General features: G+C 40.2%; 13 protein-coding genes. 9 read left to right on the top strand and 4 right to left on the bottom strand.

Annotation, left to right across the window (positions count from 1 at the left end):
- The first annotated feature begins 3 nt into the window (after positions 1-3).
- The 3 genes from MWU78_RS01360 (at position 4) to MWU78_RS01350 (ending at position 5249) form a co-directional block, all read left to right on the top strand.
- Positions 4-492, top strand: coding sequence for a thioredoxin fold domain-containing protein (locus tag MWU78_RS01360; protein ID WP_246994245.1), 489 nt, complete (start codon positions 4-6; stop codon positions 490-492).
- 114 nt (positions 493-606) lie between these two features.
- Positions 607-1773: a lycopene cyclase family protein gene (locus MWU78_RS01355; protein WP_246994244.1), complete on the top strand. Its 1167-nt coding sequence runs from the start codon at positions 607-609 to the stop codon at positions 1771-1773.
- Positions 1774-1838: 65 nt separating this feature from the next.
- Positions 1839-5249 (top strand): HEAT repeat domain-containing protein, encoded by a 3411-nt coding sequence (locus MWU78_RS01350; protein ID WP_246994242.1) that lies wholly within the window; start codon positions 1839-1841, stop codon positions 5247-5249.
- A 10-nt stretch (positions 5250-5259) separates the two neighbouring features.
- Here the strand turns inward: MWU78_RS01350 and MWU78_RS01345 are convergent, their stop codons facing one another.
- Entirely contained in the window at positions 5260-6234 is a 975-nt protein-coding gene (locus MWU78_RS01345; protein ID WP_246994240.1) for a polyprenyl synthetase family protein, read from the bottom strand.
- Between the two features lie 162 nt (positions 6235-6396).
- Here MWU78_RS01345 and MWU78_RS01340 point away from each other — a divergent pair, with 162 nt between their 5' ends.
- Genes MWU78_RS01340 through MWU78_RS01325 form a run of 4 tightly spaced genes read left to right on the top strand, consistent with a single transcriptional unit; the run spans position 6397 to position 13084 of the window.
- Positions 6397-7002 carry a TetR/AcrR family transcriptional regulator gene (locus MWU78_RS01340; protein WP_246994237.1) on the top strand — a complete coding sequence of 202 codons (606 nt, stop codon included), beginning with the start codon at positions 6397-6399 and terminating at the stop codon, positions 7000-7002.
- A gap of 44 nt (positions 7003-7046) precedes the next feature.
- Entirely contained in the window at positions 7047-8387 is a 1341-nt protein-coding gene (locus MWU78_RS01335) for a TolC family protein (protein ID WP_246994680.1), read from the top strand.
- A 31-nt stretch (positions 8388-8418) separates the two neighbouring features.
- Entirely contained in the window at positions 8419-9588 is a 1170-nt protein-coding gene (locus MWU78_RS01330) for an efflux RND transporter periplasmic adaptor subunit (protein WP_246994235.1), read from the top strand.
- 7 nt (positions 9589-9595) lie between these two features.
- Positions 9596-13084 carry an efflux RND transporter permease subunit gene (locus tag MWU78_RS01325; RefSeq protein ID WP_246994233.1) on the top strand — a complete coding sequence of 1163 codons (3489 nt, stop codon included), beginning with the start codon at positions 9596-9598 and terminating at the stop codon, positions 13082-13084.
- Between the two features lie 176 nt (positions 13085-13260).
- On the opposite strand, the gene MWU78_RS01320 is transcribed toward MWU78_RS01325, so the two are convergent.
- From MWU78_RS01320 to MWU78_RS01310, 3 genes are all read right to left on the bottom strand, one after another.
- Positions 13261-13611 carry a nicotinic acid mononucleotide adenyltransferase gene (locus tag MWU78_RS01320; RefSeq protein WP_246994232.1) on the bottom strand — a complete coding sequence of 117 codons (351 nt, stop codon included), beginning with the start codon at positions 13609-13611 and terminating at the stop codon, positions 13261-13263.
- A 200-nt stretch (positions 13612-13811) separates the two neighbouring features.
- Positions 13812-15107, bottom strand: a complete 1296-nt coding sequence (locus MWU78_RS01315) for a RagB/SusD family nutrient uptake outer membrane protein (protein ID WP_246994231.1) — start codon at positions 15105-15107, stop codon at positions 13812-13814.
- Positions 15108-15124: 17 nt separating this feature from the next.
- Positions 15125-18097, bottom strand: a complete 2973-nt coding sequence (locus tag MWU78_RS01310) for a SusC/RagA family TonB-linked outer membrane protein (RefSeq protein WP_246994230.1) — start codon at positions 18095-18097, stop codon at positions 15125-15127.
- 179 nt (positions 18098-18276) lie between these two features.
- Between MWU78_RS01310 and aspS the strand changes: the two genes are divergently transcribed.
- Both aspS and MWU78_RS01300 read left to right on the top strand, forming a co-directional pair.
- Positions 18277-20025, top strand: a complete 1749-nt coding sequence (gene aspS, locus MWU78_RS01305) for an aspartate--tRNA ligase (RefSeq protein WP_246994229.1) — start codon at positions 18277-18279, stop codon at positions 20023-20025.
- Between the two features lie 54 nt (positions 20026-20079).
- Positions 20080-21873, top strand: a complete 1794-nt coding sequence (locus MWU78_RS01300; RefSeq protein WP_246994228.1) for a chloride channel protein — start codon at positions 20080-20082, stop codon at positions 21871-21873.
- Positions 21874-21886 lie beyond the last annotated feature (13 nt).

The raw sequence follows: 21886 nt of genomic DNA, 5'->3' as shown, positions 1-21886 counted from the left end.
ATAATGGGATCCAAGACAACAATTTTAATAATGACGGTGAATTTAATGCTGTCCTGGTCAAATGCCCTTGCACAAGAAAAAGCCCAAGTTAATTGGATCAGCTTTGAACAATTGCATGACTCCCTTAAATCAAATCCTAAAAAAGTATTCATCGATTTTTATGCGGATTGGTGTTCCCCCTGCCTAAAAATGGATGAAGTAGCTTTTAAAGACCCAAGGGTGGTAAATAAACTCAATACGGAGTTTTATGCTATAAAATTTAATGTGGAATCCACAGATACAATTGTTTTTGGGCAACAAAATTTTACCAATCCGAGAGCCAATAGACGTAATCCCGTACATGAAATACCCCTTCTCTTGGCTAGCAGAAAGGATACTCCCTTTAGCCTACCAGCCCTAGTATTCATGGATTCTACTTTTACTGCCCAAGCACGCTATTTCCAATATCTGGATGCCGAACAATTGTTGGAGATACTTGAAAAAACACCTTAAAAATACCTGATATTTCACCTTTTTCGGATTTGTAAATTCTACCAATAGAATTTGTACTTTTGGATTGCATCCCGAGGGCGGACGCAAAATCATTTCTAAATTCAGCTATAATCCTTGAACCTAGATAGCATTCCCATGGCAACCTACGATTATATTATTATTGGTGCAGGGGCCTCTGGCTTGTTATTGGCCGATGCTTTGGGCAAGGATAATTTCTTTGCACAGAAAACTATTCTGTTGCTGGAAAAGAATTTGCACAAACAAAATGACCGTACCTGGTGTTTTTGGGAAATTGGCCAGGGAGATTTTGACGATATACTTCATAAAACCTGGGACCACATATTTGTCGCGGATGATAAATTTTCCAAACGAACTCCAATTGCCCCCTATACGTATAAGATGCTACGTGCAGAGGATTTTTACCATACATACCGCAACAAAATAAACGGCCATACCAACATCACTTTTTTGGAAGGGAATGTAAAGGAAATTCAGGATAAGGACCATGAAGTATTGGTCACTACCGACACCGATGCATTTAAGGGCAGAAAAATATTCAATAGCATTTTTGATTATAAACCATTGCTTAAGCAAAAAAGATATCCGGTCTTACAGCAACATTTTATAGGCTGGTTTATAAAAACTACAAAACCCATTTTTGACAGGGATCAGGCTACCTTTATGGATTTTTCGGTCCCACAGAAAGGAAACACCCGCTTTATGTACGTATTGCCATTTTCCCAAACGGAAGCTTTGGTGGAATACACCTTATTCTCTGAAAATGTGCTCCTCGAACAAGAGTATGAAGGGGCTATAAAATCCTATCTTAATAACCTGGATTGTAAAGATTACGAAATATTGGAAAAGGAAAAGGGAAGCATCCCCATGAGCTGTTATAATTTTAACGTCCACAACAGCAGAAACATTTTGCATATTGGGATTGCCGGAGGATGGGCTAAGCCAAGTTCGGGCTATAACTTTATGCGGACGTATCAAAAAACAGGAGCTTTAATCCCGTTTTTGAAAAAAGACAAACCGCTAAATACTTTTTTTAAAAAGGATCGATTTTGGTTTTATGACCTCCTATTATTGGATATACTCCATAGAAAAAACAATAAGGGAAGGTTAATTTTTGGACAACTGTTCAAACAACGGAAAGCCCAAAGTATCTTTAAATTTTTGGATGAAAAAACCAGTATCTGGGAAGACTTAAAAATTATTGCGGCCTGCCCCAAAAAAGAATTTATCCAGGCCCTTATACGTCGGGTGTTTTTAATTTAACAAGCAATATTTTATAATATTGATATATACCCGTATATTTTACTCTTTTAAAACCAATAATTCCCATGCGCACCATAACTACCTTTAAAACTGCCTTAATTCTATCCCTTTTTGGCCTATTTGCCATATCCTGTGAAAAAAAACCCAAGCAATCTCAGGAGCCCCTGTTGGTCATAAAAGAGGATACTACAACTGCCTTAAGTAGGTTTAAGGAAATAAGGGAAAGTGTTCCCGCCCAAGTCGCAGAAGGCTTAACGTTGACTTTATGGGCTTCGGATTCTTTGGCTCCCGATCCAGTGGCCATGTCCGTTGACGATGAGGGAAACATATACCTTACTCGGACCAACCGTCAAAAAAACTCTGAATTTGATATCAGGGGATTCAGACATTGGATGACCCCGTCCATTGCACTACAATCCGTGGAGGATAGAAAAAACTTTTTACATGAAACCTTCGCTACCGAAAAAAGCGAAGAAAACGAATGGTTAAAAGACCTGAATAAAGATAGTATACACGATTGGAGAGACCTTACCGTACAAAAGGAGGAAATATGGAAGTTGGAGGACCAAAACGCTTCTGGTTATGCCAATGTCGCCACAAGAATTGTGAATGATTTTCACGAAGAAATATCAGATGTTGCTGGAGCTTTATTGGTTAGGAAAAATGATATGTTCGTAGGCATTGCCCCGGATATGTGGAGAATTACCGATGAGGATGGAGATGGTATAATGAACGATAAAACCTCCATTTCCCATGGTTACGGGGTACATATTGGTTTTGGGGGACATGGAATGTCTGGAGCAATAGAAGGTCCTGACGGAAGAATATATTGGGGAATTGGGGATATAGGGGCCAATATTACCACCGCTGACGGAACACATCACAAATACCCAAATCAAGGGGTTATTGTGAGGTCCAATCCCGATGGCAGCGATTTTGAGGTTTTTGCCGCCGGTGTGCGCAATACCCACGAATTTGTATTTGACGAATACGGCAATATTATCACCGCGGATAATGACGGGGATCACCGTGGAGAAAGCGAACGTTTGGTATATATTGTTGAGGGATCTGACGCAGGTTGGCGCTCCAACTGGCAATATGGCAAGTACACCGACCCAAAAAACAATGGGTACAACGTTTGGATGGATGAAAAACTTTTTGTTCCACGTTGGGAAAACCAAGCTGCCTATATTATACCACCTATTATGAACTTTCATAATGGCCCTACAGGAATGGCCTACAACCCTGGCACTGCTCTGGGAAAAGAATGGAAAAACAAATTCTTTCTGGTAGAGTTTGTTGGCAACCCTAGTAGATCGCACATATGGAGTTTCGACCTTAAACCCAAAGGAGCCTCCTTTGAATTGAATACGGAACAGGATATTTTAAGCGGAATCCTCCCCACAGGAATTCGTTTCGCTCCGGACGGGGCTCTTTATATTGCAGATTGGATGAACGGCTGGGACACCAAAAATTACGGCCGGGTATGGAAGTTGGATGTTGCTGCGAACAAAAACGACCTGAAGGCGGAAAGAAAGGAAACAGAGCGACTAATGACTTTGGACTATACAGATCAAAACGTTGACAAATTAATCCAGTTCCTTTCTTATCCCGATATGCGCATTCGCCAAAAAGCCCAATTCGAATTGGCAGATAGGAACAATAAGGGCCACAAAGCATTTACCGCTGCCATAACACAAAAGGAAAACCAATTGGCCCGGGTCCACGGAATTTGGGGCATAGGGCAATTGGCACGAGAAAAGTTGGACAGAGCCGAACCTTTAATGAATCTTTTAAAGGATAGTGACCCTGAAATTGTGGCACAGGCTGCCAAAACCTTGGGAGATGTTAAATATAGTAACGCCGGCAAGGAATTCATTTCACTGCTTAAGCATGAAAACGCGCGGGTACGATTCTTCGCCGCCCAAGCACTAGGTAGGATTGCGGAAAAAAATGCGGTTCAGCCCCTTTTAACAATGTTGGAAGCTAATAATGACGAAGATCTTTATTTAAGACATGCCGCCGTATTGGCGCTGGCAAGAATAGGGGAATCTGCCCCGATAATAGCCTTGGCCGAAAGCAAAAACAGAAGTTTACGCATAGCCGCTGTATTGGTATTGAGACGACTACAAAATGAACAGTTAGCCCTATTTTTAAAAGACCAGGATGAATATATAGTTACCGAGGCCGCAAGGGCGATCAATGATGATTGGTCTATTGAACCTGCCTTACCGGCTTTGGCCTCCTTATTGAAAGAGGAAAGATTTACCTCTGAACCATTGTTGCGCAGGAGTATCAACGCCGCACTTAGGGTTGGAGGTGATAAGGAGCTAAACCTCCTAATCGATTTTGCTAGCAGAACTACTGTATCCAGTACCCTTAGAGGTGAAGCTCTGGCAGCCGTTGGCACCTGGGCCTCCCCTTCCGTATTGGATAGGGTAGATGGCCGATATAGGGGTGAAATAAATAGGGATGCCATTGCTGTAAAACAGAAAATAGAAAAATATATTCCCGACTTTTTGAAGGATAAAAACCCGGATATTTTAGTGGCCGCAGCCAAGTCAATAAGCGCCCTCAATATAGATGGTTACAATGCCCAATTGGCAACTATTATGAAAAATAATGCTTCCCCAGAGGTGCGTTCGGCCATGTTAATGGCACTTGGCGATCTAAATTACACCAATATTGAAGAAGCCATGAGGATTGGTATGGCAGATAAAGATCGAAATGTCCGTACTGTGGCAGTAGGTTTGGTAACCCAAGTAGATATCCCCAAAGAAAAGTTGCCCGCTATTGTGGAGCCTATATTTAAGAGTGGATCCATTATTGAACAACAAAAAATGTTGAGCGTATTAGGGGAAATGCCACTTGAAAAAAGTAAGGATGTACTAAGCTCACTAATAAAACAAGGAAATAACAAGAAATTGTCCAATGGGGTTATTTTGGATCTAACGGAGGCCGTTGAAGCCACCCAATCCGAAGAATTGATTGCCCAACTGGGCAAACTAAAATCGCAAGGAGATGGTTTGCAGGCCTATTCCGAAACCCTAAATGGAGGAAACAGAAGGGACGGCTATCAGTATTTCAACACCAATTCTACAGGGCAATGCGTTAGATGTCATGCCGTTGGAGGTGCGGGCGGATCCGTAGGCCCCGCTTTGGACAATATAGGAAACCTATTGAGCAGGGAACAGATCTTAGAGGCCTTGATCAATCCGAGTGCACGCTTATCACCTGGTTACGGTATGGTCAGCGTTACCCTGAAGGACGGACAAACCATAACGGGAATTTTGGAGGAGGAAACCGAGGACGAGCTTATACTTAAAACCTCTGATGCGGAACCCATGGAAATTGCCCTATCCAGAATAGACAAAAGACAAAATATGGCCTCGGGGATGCCACCTATGGGAACCATAATGTCCAAAAGGGAAATAAGGGATGTAGTGGAATTCTTGGCTGAATTGAAAAAGGAATAACTTAAATAAACTAAACATCGCGTTTCATTAAGGCAGTACCAAACTGCCTTAATATTTCTTTTTTCCCAGGTTCAATGCTCAGCATTTCCAAAATATTAAATGCCTTATCGGTGTAACTTTCTATCTCTTTTATAGTAAGGGACACAGCACCTGTTTCTTGGAATAATTCCTTAACCGTTTTTATTTTATTGGTGGCATCCTTTGGTTTAATGGAAAAGAGATGCTCCAACTCCTGAGCCTGGTTAGAGCTTCCCATTTCCAGAGCCTTCAAGTACAAATAGGTTTTTTTGTTTTCAATAATATCGCCCCCAACCTGTTTTCCAAAGCTCTTGGGGTCTCCAAAAGCATCCAAATAATCGTCCTGTAATTGAAAGGCAATCCCTAGATTCTTCCCAAAATCATAAATCAAATCTTGGACATCGTCCGATTCATCGGCAATTATCGCTCCCATTTTCATGGCCGCGGCCACTAAAACAGCCGTCTTATTTTGGATCATAACCAGATATTCAGGAATGCTTACATCTTCCCTATTCTCAAAGTCCACATCATACTGTTGTCCTTCACAAACTTCCAGGGCAGTTTTACTGAACAATTTCATCAATTTCTTGTAAGTGGATGCAGGATAACTTTCCAACAACTGATAACTATATATCAACATAGCATCCCCGGAAAGAATCCCGGTATTCATATCCCACTTTTTGTGCAATGTCTGTTTCCCCCTTCTCAATGGCGCCGCATCCATTATATCATCATGTACCAAGGAAAAATTATGAAATACTTCAATAGCCAACGAAGCATCCAGGGCCTTTTTATAATCTCCCCCAAAAATATCGGTGGTCATTAAGGTTAAAACAGGCCTTAGTCGTTTTCCTCCCAAATTGAGAATATAGGAAATTGGCTCATACAGATTTACGGGCTCTTTAATTAGGAACCTTTCCTTCATATGGGCCATAAAATCCGACCTGTATTGTTCAATACTCTGCATAACGGCAATTTTTTTTTCAAAAATACATTAAAAGAAATCACATACCATAAAGAAACAATTCCCAATCCAAAAAGAAGAAAATAGACTAAAATGTTAAGAAAACGTAAAACCTAGGAAACTTTTTTTGTTTTATAAGTTTCCAGTACTATCTTTGCCGGCTCTATGAAAGAAAAAATACTGGAAAAGGCAACGGATATGTTTTTGAATCTTGGATTCAAAAGTGTTACCATGGACGATTTGGCAAATGAAATGGGAATATCCAAAAAAACGATTTACACCCATTTTGAAAATAAGACAAAGTTGGTGCAGGAGTGCACTTTTAGTCTATTTAACCAAATTAATACAGGAATAGATTTCATATTTGCCAATGGAAAGAATCCAATTGAAGAATTGTACGACATTAAAAAGTTTGTCATTTCCCATTTAAAGGATGAAAAATCTTCCCCCCAATACCAGTTGCAGAAATACTATCCCAAAATTTTTGCAAACCTTAGGAAAAAGCAATACGAACTAATGCAGGAATGCACAATAAAAAATATTAAAAGAGGTCTGGAACTTGGAATTTACAGGGAAAATTTGAACATCGAATTTGTATCGCGCATCTATATTTCGGGTGTGGCCAGTATCAAGGACGAGCGCTTTTTTCCAGAAGGTAATTTCTCTACTAAAGAATTACAGGATTATTTTCTTGAATATCATTTGCGGGGAATTGTAACACCAAAGGGCAGAAAGATACTAAATGATATCATCGATTCTACATATGAATAAAATACAGCTAAATGACCCAATCTAAAAACCTTAAATCGAATCTTATGAAATACAGCTTTTTAGCACTTTTAATGCTATTTACGGTTACTTGGACCCACGCCCAAGAACAGACATATAGTTTCAGCCTGGAGGAAGCTATTGCCTTTGCCTTGGAGAACAATTACAGCGCCATCAATGCCGATCGGGATTTGTTGGACGCAAAAAAGCAAAAATGGGAAACTATTGCGACCGGGCTTCCACAAATTGATGGGGCAGTGAGCTATCAAAACCAATTAAAGCAACCCGTATCACTGTTGCCAGGCGAATTGGCGGGGCAGGAACCAGGAACCTTTATCCCTATTGTGTTTGGACAACCCCAAACTGCAAATGCCACGGCAACCCTTAAACAACAAATTTTTGACGGGTCTTACCTCGTTGGCATTCAAGCGGCAAAAACCTTTATTGCCTATAGTAATAACAACAAGGAGAAGACCGAGTTGGAGGTGCGTTTATCTGTTGTCGAGGCCTATGGTAATGTTCTATTGTCCCAGGAAAGCGTTGCCATTCTGGAAAAAAACAAGGTCAATTTGGAAAAAAATCTTTTTGAAACCCAAAAGCTGTTCGAAAATGGGCTTGGTGATGAAGAAAGCGTGGAACAATTGCAGATTACATTATCCTCCGTTGACAATCAATTAAAAAACTCACTCCGGCTACAGTCGATTACCCTACAGATGTTAAATCTAATTATGGGATTGGACATAGATGCTCCTACTCAATTAAAGGAAAAGCTTTCCGATTTGGCCCAGGCAACAATACGTTTGGACCTGTTGGAGGAAGATTTGGTAATGGACAACAACATCGCTTTTAAAATTGTGAACAATCTAAACCAACAAAGGGAATTGGAACTTAAGCTTCAAAAAAGTTTGGCCCTGCCAACCTTAAATGCCTTTGTAAATTATGGAAGCACTTCCTATAGTGACAAGTTCAACTTCTTTAGCAACGATACCGATTGGTTTGATTCATCGGTGTTGGGGTTAGACTTGCATATTCCAATTTTTAGCTCCTTCGGAAGAAGTGCAAAGACAGCTAGGGCAAAAATAGCCTTGGAAAAAGCCAAAACCCAATTATCGGAGACCGAACAGAACATACGCCTTCAACATAAAACCGCTAAGAGCAACTACCTCTTTTCTATAGAACAATACAACACTGCAAGCGAAAATTTGGCCCTTGCGGAACGCATCGAATATAAGAACGAGGTAAAATACACAGAAGGCCTTGCCTCCAGCTTCGAACTAAGACAGGCGCAAACACAGTTGTATGATGCACAGCAGGAATACCTCCAATCCATGGTAGAAGTAATAAACAAGAAAACCGAATTGGAAACCGTACTTAACAAAAAACTATAAACGCAATACGTCAACCTATCAATAAAACATTATGAAAAAAATTCTTCAAATATTCGCTCTGGGTGCCATTATGGTCTCTTGCGGTTCCGATAATCAACAAACAGTAGATCAACTTATTTCCAGCGGAGACCTCAACGCATTACGTGCTAAAAAAAGTGAGCTGTTCGAGAAGCAAAAAGTCATGGAGTCCGAACTTAAGAAATTGGATTCGGTAATTGGATCAATGAGCGGAAATGAAAACCTTCCCTTGGTTACCACGGTTATAGCCAATCCTATAAAATTTGACCATTACCTGGATTTACAAGGTGATGTAAAAACGAAACAAAATGTGCTTATCTATCCAGAAATGCAAGGTGTATTGCAAAAAGTATATGTAAAAGAAGGCCAAAAGGTAAGCAAAGGACAGATATTGGCTAGTATTGATGATGGCGGTATGGGCAGTCAACTAGAGCAATTAAAAACTCAAGCGCAATTGGCAAAAACCACTTTTGAGCGTCAAAAAAGATTATGGGACCAAAAAATAGGTTCAGAAATTCAGTATCTACAGGCGAAGACCAATTATGAAGCTACGGAAAATAACGTTAATCAAATGAAGAGTCAATTAGGAAAGTCGACTATTAGAGCTCCATTTTCCGGGATTATAGACGACGTTATCAAAGACCAAGGTACAGTGGTTGCCCCTGGTCCTGGATCCGAAATTTTCCGAATAGTGAACCTTTCGGAAATGTACATCGTAGTAGAGGTGCCTGAAACCTATTTGGGCAGCATAAAAAATGGCAAGGAAGCCAAAGTATATTTTCCTGTTTTAGGTGATAGCATAATGACCACAATAAGACAGACGGGAAATTTTATTAACCCAGGTAACAGATCTTTTACGGTAGAAATTCCTGTTCCCAATGAGTCGGGAACCATTAAGCCCAACCTGAGCGCCAAGGTACAATTAAACGATTATTCCAGCGAAAATGCCATTCTTATTCCACAGAGTATTGTTTCCGAAAATGCTGATGGCGAACAATATGCCTATGTGGCCGAAGAACTGAACGCCGACAATGAAGCCGTGGTTAAAAAGATGATTATTACCACTGGCCAGACCCAAAACGGTTATGTGGAGGTTCTTTCCGGCATCAATAAAGGCAATCACATCATAAAAGAAGGCGCCAGAAGTGTAAAGGATGGTCAAAAAGTTAAAGTTTTAAACTAAAAAGTCCATGAGCAAACTACAAAAAAACGCAGACAAAGAATTTAGTCTATCGTCGTGGGCTATAGACAACCCTTCCGTTATTTATGTAATGATAGGTATCTTTTTATGGATTGGATTATCGTCCTATTTTGCTATGCCAAGGGAAGACTTTCCAGAAATCATAGAAACGAAGATATATATCAGCACCCCTTATCCAGGTAATACCGCTGAAGATATTGAAAGGTTGATAACGGATCCCTTGGAAGATGAATTAAAGAATATTAGCAATGTGGTAGAGATAGTTTCTACATCACAGGAAGATTATTCCATCATCACTGTCGAATTCAATGAAGAAATTACAGTTGAAGCAGCCAAACAAAGGGTCAAGGATGAGGTTGATAGTGAAAAGGCAAGTGAAGACTGGCCTACTTTTAACGGTGCCAAAGTAGAACCAAATGTATTTGACCTCAATTTTTCTGAAGAAGTTCCCATCATGAACATCAACTTTACCGGGGATTATCCTGTAGAAAAATTAAAGGAATATGCCGAATATCTGCAGGATGAAATTGAAAACCTTCCTGAGGTAAAAAAAGCCGACATCCGGGGAGCTCAGGAAAAAGAAGTAGAGGTAGCCGTTGATGTATATAAAATGATGGCGGCTCAAGTAAGTTTTGACGATGTTATGCAGGCCATAGGTAACGGTAACATGACCATGTCCGCAGGTAATTTAAAGATCGGTGGCCAAAGGCGCACCATTCGCATATTGGGCGAGGTAGAAAACCCAATCCAGCTGTACGATTTTGTAGTAAAATCAGATAACGGGGCCGTATATCTAAAAGATATTGCCGAAATACATTTTGATGAAAAGGACAAAACTACCTATGCCCGGGAATTTGGGGAAAGCGTAGTGATGTTGGATGTGAAAAAGAGGGCAGGTCAAAATTCCATATCTGCATCCGATCAAATTAAGGAAATTGTAAAAACCACCAAGGCCAACTATTTTCCTCCAGATCTTCACATTTCCATTGCCAACGATTCATCAACAAGAACTCTTAACCAAGTAGATGACTTGGTCAACAATATAATTTTTGGAATTATATTGGTAGTAGGCGTCCTTATGTTCTTTTTAGGCTTCCGCAATGCCCTATTTGTTGGTTTTGCCATACCAATGTCCATGTTTATGTCCTTTATGATCCTATCGTGGTTGGGATATACCCTGAATACCATGATTCTTTTCGGAATGATCATGGGATTGGGAATGTTGGTGGATAACGGTATTGTGGTAGTAGAAAACGTATATCGTTTAATGGATGAAGGTATGCCACGTATTGAGGCGGCAAAAAAGGGTATTGGAGAAATTGCCTTTCCAATAATCATTTCCACCGCCACCACTGTCGCAGCCTTTGTTCCCTTAGGATTATGGCCAGGGATATTCGGTCAATTTATGATCTATTTTCCAATTACCTTATCCGTGGTGTTGGGGTCGTCCTTGTTTGTAGCCATATTTATGAACTCCATGCTGGTATCCAATTTTATGGATACCGAGGAAAAGGAACTGACCTTAAAGCAGTTGGTACGCATTAGCATCATTATGGGCGGACTCGGGTTACTGATCTTATTGTTCGGTGGAGCCGTGAGAGGCTTTGGCTCGGTAATGATACTCACAGCAGGGATGTTCTGGATATATAAATACGCAATAAAAAAATGGGCTACACGCTTTCAAAAAAATACCATGACACGTTTTGAAAACTGGTATGAGAAAAGATTGATACATGCCTTAAGGGGAAAAAATGTGTACTGGTATTTTGGAATTACGGCAATGTTGTTGGTAGTTGTCTTTATGCTTTTCGGGATGTCTATTGGCAGTGGAAGAACAAAAATAGAATTCTTTCCGGACAATATACCCAATGAAATTTATGTCTACATAGAGTATCCAGAAGGGACAGCTATAGAAAAGACCAATGAAATTACCCTGGATATTGAGAAAAGGGTCTATGCCATTGTTAATGACAAGGCATATATGGACAATGGCGAAAACTTTATGATGACTACTGCCGTATCACAAGTAGGTGAAGGAGCGGGCAATCCTTTGGCCGATGGAGGTTCAGCCGCTGAAATGCCACATAAAGGAAAAATCACCGTCAACTTCAGTGAATTTAAGTATAGGAGAGGGCTGAACACGGAAGACATCCGTGCCAAGGTTCAGTCTGGACTCAGCGGTATTTATCCTGGTGTTGCCATATCTGTGGAAAAAGAGGCCAATGGCCCACCAGCAGGTTATCCCATTAATATTGAATTGGAAGGAAAGGATTACGACCAGTTGATCAATACAGCGGAGGATATTAGAAACTTTATAAATACTAAAAATATCGCCGGTATTGAAGAAATAAAGATCGATGTAAACAAAAGTAAGCCATCCATGCAAGTCGTGGTAGACCGTAAAAAAGCGGGTGAACTAGGGGTATCGGTCGGACAGGTTGGGAATCAATTGCGACGGGCCTTATTTGGTGCAAAAGCCGGTGTTTATAAAGAATATGGGGAAGATTATGATATAAATGTTCGGTTTAGCGAGGATTTAAGGTATAATAAAAGTGCCCTATTTAATCAAAACATCATTTTCAGAGATCAATCCTCGGGAAAGATCAAGGAAATTCCTGTTTCCGCGGTGGCAACCGAAAGGAATACTTCTGGTTTTAGTGCTATAAAGCATAGGGACAATAAACGAGTGGTTACCGTATATTCCGGTCTGCAACCTGGTTTTACCGATGCTGCCGCAATTGTGGCCGAAATTCAAAAGGAAATGGAGGAGTTCAAGAACCTTCCTACAGGGATAAAAATAGATTATACCGGGCAAATAGAAGAGCAAAACAAGCAGATGATGTTCTTGGTAGGCGCATTTTTTACCGGATTGGGACTTATTATGCTGATACTTATATTTCAGTTTGGTGGCATCTCTAAACCCCTGATCATAATGATTGCCATATTCCTAAGTTTTATTGGGGTATTTGGAGGTCTAATGATTACAGGATGGTCCTTTGTGATTATGATGACTATGATGGGGATAATATCCTTGGCGGGTATTGTCGTGAACAATGGAGTGGTACTATTGGATTACACCCAAATTCTTATTGACCGTAGGAAGGTAAAACTTGGTATGGATGATAAAGCCCTATTGACCAAAGAAGATGCTACAGAAGCCATTATTAAGGGCGGAAAAGCTAGGCTTAGGCCGGTTATTCTAACCGCGATAACCACTGTTCTAGGATTGATCCCCTTAGCAATAGGTTTAAATATAGACTTCTTTGCGCTATTTTCTGAATTTAACCCCCACATATACATGGGAGGAGACAATGTGGTATTCTGGGGTCCCTTGGCTTGGACCGTAATCTTTGGTTTGATCGTAGCCACCTTTCTTACATTGATTATTGTTCCTGTGCTATTTAATATAACATACAGGATGAAAATTGCCCTTAGAGGAAGTGGCAAGGCTAAAAATGAGGTAATAACTGCAGCTTAAGTTAATTCCAATTAAACTAAAGAGGCTGTCTAAAAAGGCAGCCTCTTTTTTTATGCGATATTTTGACTTTGGAGATAACCACTAAAACTACACCAATTTTAAACTCGAGTCGCTCCATATTATAAACAAGAAAACCCGACGAATATCGCCGGGTTTCCGATTCAAAAAAAAATTTATTATTTATTGACCGCCAATTGACCAGCACTGTTCCATTCGGTAACATTGGCAATTTTACTATCCACAAAATCTACTTCTTTTAGTTTTTTAGCATCCCAGAAGAACCATTTTCCTGTTTTCTTTCCTTCGGTATATTCTCCCATGGCAATTTTTCTTCCATCTTCACCAAACATCTTCCATTCTCCATGAAGTTTTCCATTTAGAAATTGACCCTCTTGGGAAACTACTCCATTGTCGTGGTAATAAGTGGCCTTTAGCATTTCACCATCTTGTTCAAAAACGGGTTTTATATCTTGTGCGTTGATAACAACTGAAAATATTAGTGCAAAAATTAGTGTTATTCCTTTCATTTTATTTGGGATTTTATATTTATCAATAATCTCTTAACGAAATAAAGATACATATATTTTACGAAAAAGATACATTTAGTTAACATTAAATTTACATTAGATAGTTGTTTTTCTGTGCTTCAATTGCTTACTAATAAAAAAACTCCCTGAAATAGGGAGTTTAATTTAAATTCATCCAATTGGTATTTTAACCTGTTTACCTATTGGCCTTCATTCTGAGGGATAGGAAATTGGGTAACTATATTATCCCCTGCTCTATCTATTACAAGCTCATCCAATCTATCAAATCTTCTTAAATCTATCCAGCGATGTCCCTCTGCGAATAAAGAATATCTTCTTTCATACAAAAGCCGGTCCTCGTCTACTGTACCTGGAACAACAGGATCAAGTCCAGCGGCATCTCTCACTACGTTGATTGCCATTTCTGCCTCACCCGGATTATCTACCATATTCGCTTCTGCGTATAACAAAATAAGCTCCTCATTCCTAATCATTGCAACGGGATCCGTGCTGGATTTATAAATATAAACATCATGCGTTCCTGGGGTCAATCCTCCAATATTAAGTTCTCCACTAGTTCTCTTAACCGCTTTTCCCTTTCGACTATCACCCGCTTCTGCGGAACTAACAAAATCGGGATGTGCAATTCTCGCATTGGCCCCAGTGGAGTTTAAGGCAAAAAATAACTGGTTCAATTCATCTGATCCTGCAGCTGAAAACTGGTAATAAGCACCCAGATACATATCACCTGAAAAATCCATAAAGGAATCCTCCAAAGCGCTTAGCACAAGAGAATAATTCCCCTGATAGGCCGCAGCCCTAGCAGTTAATGCCCTATTAAATTCCAAATAGGACACTCCCAAGGTGTTAGGGGAAACATCCCCGCCGGCAGCCAAATCAGTAGCAGCTGAATTTAATAACCCAATAATAGTTGTCAAGGCGGCGTCGTAACCCTCAAATCCACCTAAATTATCCGGATCGGCCACATCAGTGCGTATTCCATTCTGGTATAACATATTAAGTACGGATAATAACTCATATGCTTTAAAGGTATTGGCAAATCCTCTAATGGCACCTTGTTCACTATCCGACCAATTTTCTGTGGTTAAGTTTGGATCGGAATTTTCCAATCCTTGTAACAATTGATTACATTCCTTTACTACGGCATAACGAGCTGCATAAGGTGTAGTAAGATAAAAGGCGTTATCATCCAATACCCCTGTCATAAGATCACCCGTCCATCTGGGGTCGGAACTCTGATGCCTCCAATAATCCCGTCCAACAACAGATATAACATCTATCTGAGTGTTTAGACGATCTCGCATATCGGCCAATATTCCAGATACCACCTGAGGAAGTTCAGTTCTGGACACCCCTTCAGAGACAGTTGAGGTTGCCGGACCGTTTAAATCTTTCCCATCTTCAATGGTACAACCAAAAACCAGCAATCCGATTAAGGTCATAAATAGAACTTTTAATTTATTTGTGATTTTCATATTATTATTTTTAAATGTTATAGTCCAACTGATAAGTGAAACATAAATCTTTTGGACGATGGAAATGGTGCTACTTCAATTCCTATCCCTGCAGCTCCTGAACCAAAATTTGAAACCTCTGGATCATAACTGTTATAATCAAAAATATTAATGATATTATGGCCTGAAAGACCAATTTTTACATTGGAGACATTCCCCTTAAAAAGTTTTTGGAGTGTATTTTCGGGAAGATTGTAATACAACCCTATCTCCCTCAATTTCAAATAAGAAGCGTCTTCCACAAAAGGACCAGCAAAACCACCCAAAAAGGCACCTATTCTATAGTCTCCATTGTTCGAGTCACCTGAAGGGTCTAGTGAAATCTCATCGTAATCAGCACTTGTTCCTCCGAAATCTGAAAGCAACCTACTAAGGTTTACATTGTCACCACCTTTTTTCCAATGCCATAAAAAAGACAAAGTGAAATCCTTGTATTTGAAATTATTATTGAATGACATTTGAAAATCCGGCTCTGCATCTCCTAATGCTACTACATTGCCATTTTCGTCATTCCCAACAATTTGGGTAGCACTTTTGCCCTCTTCAATTCTAAATGTGCCCAGGCCCGTACCAAAACCTTGCGTATCAAAGGAAGCCACCGTTAATTTGGTAATCTCAGATTTATTTTTAAACCAACTGATTCCTGAATCCCAAGAAAAGTCCTCTATGTCAAAGGCATTGACATTTATTCCTATTTCAGCTCCTTTATTTTCCAGGGCACCGGCATTGGCCCAACGGAAAGTATAGCCCGAAGAGGGTTCGTTATCCGCTTGGAGAATCAGGTCTTCCACTTTCTTGTTATACCAAGTAAATTCCAAGGTTACCTTGTTATTAAAAAACCCTGCATCCAATCCAAGTTCCAATTCTTTTTGTCTTTCAGGTTGTATGGACGGATCTCCAAGAGTAGTCGGAGTTATTATCCCCACATTCCCATTAATCAAAGAGTTTATATAAGTCGTAAAAAGTGCCCCATTAGGCGCGAAGTTACCCGCTTCCCCATAAGCCGCACGAACCTTGATCTGATTTACCTGCTCCAGATTCCAAAAATCGAAATTGTGAATATTCACTGCTGCGGAAGCCTTAGGGTAATAAAATAGCTTATTGGCATCACCGTTGTTTGAGGATTTATCTCCCCTTATCCCCAGCGTTCCTACTATTTTATCTTGAAAGTTAACCTCTTCCTGAACAAAAAATCCGGCATCTTCCTGTTCCAACCTAAATTGATCAACCTTAACATTGGCCGCTTGATCCACATTTTGTTCAGAAGCTATTAAACCCGTTGAGGTTACCCTAACCGTATTTTGAGAAAACTGCTCATTGGTTACCCCTGCTTGGGTAGTAAAGCTAAGTTCATTATCTGTACGGAAATTATGTACCAGAAAACCTGAAAAATTGGCATCTGTATTCTGCGTTGTACCATCAGATGACAATCCGTCCACTCCTCCTACTGCCGGACTCATAAACTGTAATTCCCGAGGGAAAAAAACCGTAGTTTTAAGAGTGTAGGTATCCAGTCCTGCCTTTAAAATCATCTTTAAACTTTGATTTTCATTCTTGAACAAATTTACATCCAAGGATCCACCGGCAATTAAACGGCTAACCGATTCATTGTTCGTCATAACATCTCGAGTATGGATCTGATTGGATGAATTGGCTGGATGATCGGGATAATTGCCATCGGCATCTGGCAACAAATAATCCCAAGGCCTGGTAAACAATAAGGAAACACCTATAGTGGTATTGGAATTATCATTATTAAAGAACCCCCTGTCCGCACTTGACTCCAAATAATTTCCAGTTAAGGACAATTTAATATCGTCTGTTATCCTGTGATCAACATTTAACCTAAGTGATTGTTTGGATGCTCCTGTCCTTTTTACAATACCATCTTCCTCGTTGTTGGTAAAACTGCCAAAAAAGGAGGTTTTATCCGACCCACCTGAAATACTTAAATTAGTATTTGTAATAAAGCCCTTTTCCCCATAAATCTCCTTCTCATAATCCCGCAGTCTACCTGCGGATTCAGCTGCGGTATATAATGCACCTTCCTCGTAAACACTTTCTGCCAATGCAGCAGTCCAATTTCTTTGCCCCAAGAGGTTGACAGCTTCATTAAATCCCAAGGCCTGGGAAAAATTAATTTTTGTTTTCCCTGCTTTCCCTTTTTTGGTAGTAATAATGATTACACCAGCGGCTGCCCTAGAACCGTAAATTGCTGAGGCCGAAGCTCCTTTCAATATTTCAATGTTCTGAATGTCGTCCGGGTTAATATCAGCAATCCTATTTGACGCGTTGTCCTGTGAATCGGTTGAGGAGGCGCCACCACCAGCGGCGTTGGATATCTCATTTAAACCACCAGCAAAGACACTGTTGTTATTCACATAGACCCCATCTATAATATATAATGGCTGACCCTGTCCATTTATAGAGGTTACCCCTCTTAATTTTACCGACATACCACCACCCGGGGCCCCGGAAGCCGCTGTAATTTGTGCTCCTGCAAATTTACCGGCCAAGGCTCCATCCAAGGTTTGAGGTGGGGTTCTTCCCGTTAATTCATCTGCGGATACCGTAGCAACTGCATTGGCAGAATTACTCCGTTTAACCGATGTTGCCAATCCTGTTACCACTACTTCCTCCAAACCTGTTGCCGATTCCTCCATAGCAACATTTAAGGTAGTTGGTCCAGTTACCTGTATTTCCCTTAAGGCATATCCCAAGGATGAAAACACCAAGGTAGTCGGGAAATTATCCACTGAGATTTCATAATTACCATCAAAATCCGAGGTAGTACCTGTCGTGGTCCCTTTAATTACCACATTTACCCCTGGAAGTGGATCTCCAAGGCCAGCGTCTGTTACCTTTCCATTAACAACTCCCTGAGCTACCAATAGCAGAGGTGCCATTAAAAAAAATAAGAACATGTTTTTCTTAATTAATTTCTGTTTCATATTAGTAAGTTTCGTTAGAATTATATACTAAAATACTTAAGTTTTGTTAATATTCTCTAAAAATTTTTAGAATATAGTAAAATATCACAGCCAATATTTCGAATTTCCTAATTGAAGATATTTTTTTCAGCTTACCCTATTACTTCTTACATTTGCCTTTTCATAGATGAAACAAAAAGATGTATAGAAGTCATAATTGCGGTGAATTACGGGAAGCCCATCAACAGGAACAGGTTACCTTATCTGGATGGGTACAAACGGTTAGGGACAAAGGTTTTGTGATATGGGCCGATTTACGCGACCGATACGGAATTACCCAGTTGATTTTTGATGAGGAACGCTCCTCCAAAGAGATTATGGAAATTGCAAGATCCCTTGGTCGTGAATATGTAATACAAGTTAAGGGAACTGTTATTGAAAGGACCTCTAAAAATCCAAATATTCCTACTGGAAATGTGGAGGTATTGGTATCGGAGATCAAAATACTCAATAAATCCTTAACCCCCCCTTTTACCATAGAAGACCAGACAGATGGTGGCGAAGACATCCGCATGAAATACCGATATCTGGATATTCGAAGAAATCCCGTCAAAAACAACTTAATATTTCGGCATAAAGTAGCCATAGAGGTCAGGAAACATCTATCCGACCAAGGTTTTATTGAAGTTGAAACACCATATTTGATCAAATCCACGCCAGAGGGTGCCCGTGATTTTGTGGTGCCCAGTAGAATGAACGAAGGTCAGTTTTATGCCTTGCCACAATCACCACAAACATTTAAGCAGTTATTGATGGTTGGGGGAATGGATAAGTACTTCCAGATCGTAAAATGCTTTAGGGACGAAGATCTTAGAGCGGATAGACAACCCGAATTTACCCAAATAGATTGTGAGATGGCATTTGTGGAACAGGAAGATATCCTAAATGTCTTTGAAGGACTTACCAGACATCTTTTACAGGAAATAAAAGGGGTTAGCGTGGACAAATTCCCAAGAATGACCTACGATGACGCCATGCAGAAATATGGCAACGACAAGCCGGATATCCGTTTTGGAATGGAATTCGGCGAGCTTAACGCCTGTGCCCAACATAAGGATTTTAGCATTTTTAACGAGGCAGAATTGGTAGTAGGTATCGCCATTCCGGGAGCTGCTAGCTTTACCAGAAAAGAAATTGACGCCCTTGTAGACTGGGTCCGTCGACCACAAATAGGGGCAAAAGGTATGGTCTATGCCAAATACAATGAAGATGGTTCCTTTAAGTCTTCGGTCGATAAATTTTATGACCAGGCCGACCTTGCGAAATGGGCAGAAGCCACTGGAGCAAAACCTGGCGATTTAATATGCGTACTGTCCGGAGACACCAATAAAACCAGGACTCAATTAAGTGCACTTAGAATGGAAATGGCAGAACGTTTGGGACTGCGCAAAAAAGATGAATTTGCTCCTCTTTGGGTAATAGATTTTCCATTATTGGAACTGGATGAGGAAACGGGTCATTACCATGCCATGCACCATCCCTTTACCTCACCAAAACCGGGACAGTTGGAGTTATTGGATACCGACCCAGGAGCAGTAAAGGCCAATGCTTACGATCTAGTGTTAAATGGCAATGAAATTGGTGGAGGATCCATACGTATTCATGATAAACAAATACAGGCCACAATGTTAAGACATCTTGGCTTTAGCCCAGAGGAGGCAAAGGCACAATTTGGGTTTCTAATGGATGCCTTTCAATATGGCGCCCCTCCCCATGGAGGCCTGGCTTTTGGCCTGGATAGATTGGTGGCCATTTTAGGTGGACAGGAAACTATACGGGACTTTATTGCTTTTCCAAAAAACAATAGTGGCCGCGATGTCATGATCGATGCCCCTGCACCTATAGATGACACTCAGTTACAGGAACTTCATCTAAAATTGGATTTATAAACATATCTTTAAAATCCTGCTATCTTACTGGATAGCAGGATTTTTTTCAAAATCATGGCAGCATTAAAAAAATCCTGGCTAAACAACTTTTTGGTTTGGCGCGCAAAACATATCTCCCAAAGGCAATTTATTTATATCCTTAGTATTTTGGTTGGGTTTACTTCTGGGATTGGTGCTGTTGTCCTTAAAAATTTAACTCACTTTTTTCAACACCTATTGGAAGGTAATTTGGTGAGATATTACCACAACGCCTTTTATTTCGTTTTCCCTATAATTGGTCTTACCCTTGTTTATTTGATCATTAAATATGTGATTCGCAACAAAGTGAGCCATGGTATTCCCTCTACCCTCTTTGCCATTTCCAAGATGAAGGGAATAATGCGGAAATATCAGATGTTCGGATCTATCTTAACAGCCCCCATAACGGTTGGTTTTGGAGGATCTGTTGGTTTGGAAGGGCCCACGGTGGCAACAGGGGCAGCAATAAGCTCCAATATTTCAAGAATGTTCCACGTTAACCAGACCACGAGAAGTTTACTTATAGGCTGTGCCGCAGCAGGAGCCATGTCTTCCATATTTAAGGCCCCAATTGCAGCCATTATTTTTGCCATTGAGGTATTCAGCCTTGACCTTACCATTGCTTCCATGTTGCCCTTGCTTTTGGCTTCCCTTTCAGGAATTATAACATCCTACTTTTTCTTTGGGAGCGATGTACTGTTGCCCTTTAAAATTGAGGACGAATTTATAATATCGGACGTTCCCTTCTTTATAATCCTAGGCTTGTTTGCAGGTCTAACCTCCATATATTTCACAGAAGTATATGAGCGTATCCAAAAAATATTCGACAAAATAGGATCCCCTATTAAAAGGTTGCTCTATGGGGGAATTGCCATTGGAATTTTGGTCTATTTGGTACCCCCATTATACGGTGAAGGTTTTGATGTTATCAACAACTTAATCAAAGGAAGCCCCGAAAAAGTGTTGGAAAACAACATTTTTAATTTAGACCTTTCACAGGTGTGGGTAGTAATTGGCCTACTTGCCGGATTGGTTTTTTTCAAAATTATTGCCTGTGCCCTGACATTTGGAGCAGGAGGAGTTGGGGGAATCTTTGCCCCAACACTTTTTATGGGAAGTATAATGGGCAATTGCATTGCCAAAGTAATAAACAGTATCGGAATTTTTCCATACCAAGTTTCTGAAAGTAACTTTACATTGGTCGGAATGGCCGGACTAATGGCGGGAGTCCTCCACGCCCCCCTAACTGCAATTTTCCTTATAGCCGAGGTCACAGGAGGATATGAATTATTTATCCCACTAATGATAACCTCTGCAATCTCTTATTCCATTACCAAATACGTGCACCCACATTCTGTCTACAACATGGAATTGGGGCGCAAAGGAGAATTAATTACTCATGATAAGGATCATGCCGTATTGACCTTGATGGATATCGATAAGGTTATTGAAGACAATTTTATCCCTATTTATCCAGAAATGAACCTAGGGGAAATATTGCACGAGGCGGTCGTAAAATCCAACAGAAATATATTCCCGGTAATTGACAGGGAAAATAACACCCTTCTTGGAATCATTTTATTGGATGATATACGCCCCATAATGTTCGATCAGAAATTGTACAAGGAAGTGATGGCCGTTGACATCATGAACACCCCTCCGGATATAATTGAATTGGACAAGGATAAAATGACGGATATCATGGAGAAGTTTCAAAGTAGCGGTGCCTGGAACCTACCCGTTATTAAGGATGAAAAATATATCGGTTTTATTTCCAAATCCAAGCTTTTGACCGCTTATCGAAGAAAATTAATAAATTTAACCTCTTAAATACGATCTTGAG

The organism is Arenibacter sp. F26102 (assembly GCF_023015865.1).
GTDB lineage: Bacteria > Bacteroidota > Bacteroidia > Flavobacteriales > Flavobacteriaceae > Arenibacter.
The sequence above is the reverse complement of the archived record's forward strand: the minus strand, read 5'-3'. Positions and strand labels throughout refer to the sequence as shown.

What these genes read in the sequence shown, in the direction of transcription:
- MWU78_RS01360 (WP_246994245.1), top strand. Translation starts at nt 4, where the DNA reads ATGGGATCCAAGACAACAATTTTAATAATGACGGTGAATTTAATGCTG.
- MWU78_RS01350 (WP_246994242.1), top strand. Translation starts at nt 1,839, where the DNA reads ATGCGCACCATAACTACCTTTAAAACTGCCTTAATTCTATCCCTTTTT.
- MWU78_RS01345 (WP_246994240.1), bottom strand. Translation starts at nt 6,234, where the DNA reads ATGCAGAGTATTGAACAATACAGGTCGGATTTTATGGCCCATATGAAG.
- MWU78_RS01340 (WP_246994237.1), top strand. Translation starts at nt 6,397, where the DNA reads ATGAAAGAAAAAATACTGGAAAAGGCAACGGATATGTTTTTGAATCTT.
- MWU78_RS01335 (WP_246994680.1), top strand. Translation starts at nt 7,047, where the DNA reads ATGAAATACAGCTTTTTAGCACTTTTAATGCTATTTACGGTTACTTGG.
- MWU78_RS01330 (WP_246994235.1), top strand. Translation starts at nt 8,419, where the DNA reads ATGAAAAAAATTCTTCAAATATTCGCTCTGGGTGCCATTATGGTCTCT.
- MWU78_RS01325 (WP_246994233.1), top strand. Translation starts at nt 9,596, where the DNA reads ATGAGCAAACTACAAAAAAACGCAGACAAAGAATTTAGTCTATCGTCG.
- MWU78_RS01320 (WP_246994232.1), bottom strand. Translation starts at nt 13,611, where the DNA reads ATGAAAGGAATAACACTAATTTTTGCACTAATATTTTCAGTTGTTATC.
- MWU78_RS01315 (WP_246994231.1), bottom strand. Translation starts at nt 15,107, where the DNA reads ATGAAAATCACAAATAAATTAAAAGTTCTATTTATGACCTTAATCGGA.
- MWU78_RS01310 (WP_246994230.1), bottom strand. Translation starts at nt 18,097, where the DNA reads ATGAAACAGAAATTAATTAAGAAAAACATGTTCTTATTTTTTTTAATG.
- aspS (WP_246994229.1), top strand. Translation starts at nt 18,277, where the DNA reads ATGTATAGAAGTCATAATTGCGGTGAATTACGGGAAGCCCATCAACAG.
- MWU78_RS01300 (WP_246994228.1), top strand. Translation starts at nt 20,080, where the DNA reads ATGGCAGCATTAAAAAAATCCTGGCTAAACAACTTTTTGGTTTGGCGC.